This is a genomic window from Streptomyces sp. NPDC000941 (assembly GCF_053599555.1).
Window position 1 is genome coordinate 1 of record NZ_JBSFMM010000404.1, and the last position, 5,002, is coordinate 5,002.

A 5,002-nucleotide genomic window follows, 5' to 3' on the forward strand; every position below is an offset into this window, starting at 1 on the left:
GTCGCCGTCCCGGCGTCCGGTCGCCGCCGCGCCGCCCCCGGCCGCCGACGGCTGGGCCAGCCGCCTGACCGGCCTCGCGCCCGCCGAACGCCACCACGCCGTCCTCGACTTCGTACGGGGCCACGCCGCGACCGTGCTGCGCCAGGACGGCCCGGGTGCGGTGCGTTCCGACGCCTCCTTCAAGGAGCTCGGCTTCGACTCGGTGACCGCCGTCGAGCTGCGCGACCGGCTGGTGGCGGCCAGCGGGCTGCGGCTGCCGGCCGCCGTCGTCTTCCGCCACCCCACGCCCGAGTCGCTGGCGCGCCGCATCGAGGACCAGCTGGCGCCCGCCGAGCCCGCCGAGCCCGCCGGGGCCGCCGAGCCCGCCGGGGCCACCGACAGCGCTCCCGACGGCAACGGCTCGCGGGCCGACGCCGCCGGGAAGCTGGCGTCCGCCTCGGCCGACGAGCTTCTCGACTTCATCGACAACGAGCTGGGCGTCCTCGCCGACGCCCGCACCCCATCCGCTGAAGGCCGGTGACGAACGACATGGTCAGCGAAGAGAAACTGGTCGAGTACCTGCGCCGGGTCACCACCGAGCTGCACGAGACCAGGTCCCGCCTGCGGGAGCTGGAGGACGCGCGGCACGAGCCGGTGGCGGTGGTCGCGATGTCCTGCCGCTTCGCCGGCGGCGTACGGTCGCCCGAGGAGCTGCGCGACTTCGTGCTCGCCGGCGGCGACGGCATCGGCGACTTCCCCGCCGACCGTGGCTGGCAGCTGGAGGGCCTCTTCCACCCCGACCCGGGCCACTACGGCACCAGCTACGTCAGCCAGGGCGGCTTCCTGCACGACGTGCCCGACTTCGACGCGGCGTTCTTCGGGATCAGCCCGCGCGAGGCGCTGGCCATGGACCCGCAGCAGCGGGTGCTGCTCGAACTGTCGTGGGAGGCGCTGGAGCGCGCCGGCATCGTGCCGGAGACGCTGCGCGCCAGCCGGACCGGCGTGTACGTGGGCGTGTCGAGCGAGGACTACATCTCCGGCATGCCGCGCGTCCCCGACGGCTACGAGGGCTACGCCACCACCGGCAGTCTCACCAGCATCATCTCCGGCCGCGTCGCGTACACCCTCGGCCTGGAAGGCCCGGCCGTCACCGTGGACACGGCGTGCTCGTCGTCGCTGGTGGCCATCCACCTGGCGGCGCAGGCGCTGCGGGCCGGCGAGTGCTCGCTGGCCCTGGCGGGCGGCGTCACGGTGCTGTCGACGCCGCTGATGTTCACCGAGTTCTGCCGCCAGCGGGCGCTGTCGCCCGACGCGCGGTGCAAGCCGTTCGCCGCGGCGGCCGACGGCACGGGCTTCTCCGAGGGCGCGGGCGTGCTGGTGCTGGAGCGGCTGTCGGACGCCCGCCGCAACGGGCACGAGGTGCTGGCGGTGCTGCGCGGCTCGGCCATCAATCAGGACGGCGCCTCCAACGGGCTGACCGCGCCCAACGACGTGGCGCAGGAGAACGTGATCCGGGACGCGCTGGCGACGGCCGGGCTGGCGGGCGGCGACGTGGACATGGTCGAGGCGCACGGCACCGGCACCCGCCTCGGCGACCCGATCGAGGCGGAGGCGCTGCTGGCCACGTACGGGCAGGGGCGGCCGGAGGAGCGGCCGCTGTGGCTGGGCTCGATCAAGTCGAACATCGGCCACACGCACGCCGCCGCCGGGGTCGCGGGCGCGATCCACACCGTGATGGCGCTGCGCGACGGCCAGCTGGCCCCGACGCTGCACATCGACGAGCCGACCCCGCACGTCGACTGGAGCGACGGCACCGTGCGGCTGCTGACGGAGCCCCGGGAGTGGCCGGAGACCGGCAGGCCGCGGCGGGCAGCGGTGTCGTCCTTCGGCGTCTCCGGCACCAACGCACACGCGATCCTGGAGCAGGCGCCCGACCCGGCCCCGGACGAGGACGCCGAACGCCGCGAGCGGCCGGGCGTGGTGGCCTGGCCGGTCTCGGCGCGGAGCGAGGCGGCGCTGCGGGACCAGGCCGCGCGGCTCGCGGCGTACCTCACGCGGCGGGCGCCGGACGCCGCCGACGTGGGCTGGTCGCTTGCCACCCGCCGCACGGCGTTCGAGCACCGGGCCGTGGTGGTGGGCCGGGACCGGGCCGGGCTGCTGGCCGGCCTCGCGGGCCTGGCGGACGGCGAGCCCGGCCCGGCCGTGGTGCGCGGCGTGGCCGGCGAGGTCGGCGCGGGACCGGTCATGGTCTTCCCCGGGCAGGGCTCGCAGTGGCGCGGCATGGGCGTCGAACTCCTCGACACCTCCCCCGTCTTCGCCGAACGCGTCGCCGCCTGCGAGCGCGCCCTGGCCGCGCACGTCGACTGGTCGCTGACCGACGTGCTGCGCGGCGCGCCCGGCGCGGCGGACATCGGCCGGGTCGACGTCGTGCAGCCGGTGCTGTGGGCGGTGATGGTGTCGCTGGCGGCGGTGTGGGAGTCGTATGGCGTGCGTCCGGCGGCGGTCGTCGGCCACTCGCAGGGCGAGATCGCCGCCGCCTGCGTCGCGGGCGCGATGACGCTTCACGACGGCGCGCGCGTGGTCGCGCTGCGCGCCCGGGCGTTGCGCGCGCTGGCCGGGGACGGTGCCATGGCGTCGCTCGGCTGCGGCGTCGAGGACTCCCGGGAGCTGGCCGCCGCGCACGCGCCCGAGGTGACGGTCGCGGCGGTGAACGGCCCGTCGTCCACGGTGGTGTCGGGCTCGCCGGAGCAGGTGGCGAAGCTGGTGGCCGCCGCGCAGGCGGACGGCCTGCGGGCGCGCGCCATCGACGTGGACTACGCCTCGCACGGCCCGCAGGTCGACCGCATCGAGGGCGAGCTGGCCGAGGTGCTGGCGGGCGTGTCGGGCGCCACCTCCCCGGTGACGTTCTACTCGACGGTGACGGGCGGCCGGATGGACGCCGCCGGCCTGGACGCCGGCTACTGGTTCACCAACCTGCGGCAGCCGGTGCGCTTCGCGGACGCGATCGACGCCCTGCTGGCCGACGGCTACCGGGTGTTCGTCGAGGCCAGCGCGCACCCGGTGCTGGTGCCGGGGATGCAGGAGTGCTTCGAGGCGGCGGGCGACGCGGGCGCGGCGGCCACCGCGCTGGGCACGCTGCGCCGCGACGAGGGCGGCCCCGAGCGGCTCTGCCGGGCGCTGGCGGAGGCGCACGTCGCGGGCGCGCCCGTCGGCTGGGACGCCTGGTTCGCGGCCGGACGCGCGGTGCCGCTGCCGCCGTACGCCTTCCAGCGGGAGCGGTACTGGCTGCCGACCGAGCCGGGCGCGGCCGGTGACGGCGCGGCGGTCATCGCGGGCGCCGGGCTGACCCTGGTCGGGCACGCGCTGCTGCCCGCGGCGGTGCGGCTGCCGGACGGCGGGCTGGTGCTCAACGGGCGGCTGCCGGAGGCGGGGCGGGCGGGCTGGCTGGGCGAACACCTGGTCGCGGGCGTCGCGCTGCTGCCCGGCACGGTGCTGGTGGAGTGGGTGCTGCGGGCGGCCGACGAGGCCGGGTGCGCGGGCGTGGAGGAGATGGCGCTCCAGGTGCCGGTGGCGCTGCCGGCGTCGGGCGGGCTCGTGGTTCAGGTCGTCGTGGACGCCGCCGACGCCGAGGGGCGGCGCGCGGTGCGGATCCACTCCCGTCCCGAGGAGGACGCCGGGCGGCCGGACGCGTGGATCTGCCACGTCTCCGGCACGCTGCTGGTGGGCGAGCCCGCACCCCCGCGCGGCCTGGACGGCGCGTGGCCGCCGCCGGGCGCGCGGCCGGTGCCGGTGGACGGCTTCTACGAGCGGGCCCAGGCGGCGGGTTACGGCTACGGCGCCTCCTACCGCGGCCTGCGCGGCGTGTGGCGGGACGGCGAGGACACCCTGGCGGAGGTGGTGCTGCCGGAGGAGGCCGCCGGGCAGGTCGGCGGCTTCGGCGTCCACCCGGCGTTGCTCGACGCGGCGATGCAGCCGGTGCTGCTGGCCGGGCACCTGGACGACGCCGCGGGCGCGGCCGGGTCGGTGCTGCTGCCGTTCATCTGGAGCGGGGTGTCCCTGTGGGCGGGCGGCGCGACCCGGGTCAGGGTCCGGCTGTCGCGGCTTCCTGGCGACGTGCTGCGGGTGCTGGTGGCGGACGCGACGGGCGCGCCGGTGCTGAGCGCGGAGGCGGTCGCGCTGCGCGAGACCAGCGTCGAGCAGCTGCGGGCGGCCAGCCGCGCGCGCGGCGCGCACGGGCTGTACGCCGTCGAGTGGACGCAGCCGGGCCCCCAGGCGGGGGCGGAGCCGGTGTCGGTGGCGGTGCTCGGCGACGGCCTGCCGGAGCTGACCGGCGCGGAGCGCCACGAGGGCGTCGAGGCGCTGTTCAACGCCGTGGCGGCGGGCGCCGCCATGCCGGACGTCGTGGTGGCGGAGGCCATCACGGGCCAGGACCCGGCCGGCGCCGGCACCGGCCTGGCCGCCGTCCGGCGGACCCTGACGCTGCTTCAGACCTGGCTGGCGCGGGCCGGGGACGAGAACGCCACACGGCTGGCCGTCGTCACGCGGTCGGCGATGCGGGCCGGGGACGCCGCCGGCACCGAGCCGGTCGACCCGGCAGCCGCCGCGGTCTGGGGCCTCGTCCGCAGCGCACAGACAGAACAGCCGGGCCGCTTCCTCCTCCTCGACCTCCCCGCCGACACCACGAGCCTCACGGCGGACGCCACCGACGGCAACGCCACCGCCAAGGCCAGCGGCACGAGCCTCACCGCCCACAACAAGACAGACAGCACTCCCCCCGCCGCCGCGCTGCTCAACGCCCTGCGCGCAGCAGCCTGCGCAGCAGAACCGCAGCTCGCGCTGCGCGCCGGGCGCGCGCTCGTGCCGCGCATGGCGCGGGCGGACGGCGAGGCGGAGGCGGAGCTGGCGCCGCCGGCGGGCGAGCGTGCCTGGCGCGTCGCAGACCGGGGACCCGACGGGGTGAGCCGTGTGCGAAGCCCACCGTCGCGGGGTCCAGCCGGTCCCGCCACGCCCGCAGCGCGGCACC

The 5,002-nt window shown here is 77.6% G+C and carries 2 protein-coding genes; both read left to right on the forward strand.

Annotated features, from left to right (window positions below):
* Positions 1-520: acyl carrier protein (locus tag ACWDSL_RS51790; RefSeq protein ID WP_450496548.1), on the forward strand; the 520-nt coding region annotated here is incomplete at its 5' end.
* 8 nt (positions 521-528) lie between these two features.
* Positions 529-5,002: type I polyketide synthase (locus tag ACWDSL_RS51795; protein ID WP_450496550.1), on the forward strand; the 4,474-nt coding region annotated here is incomplete at its 3' end.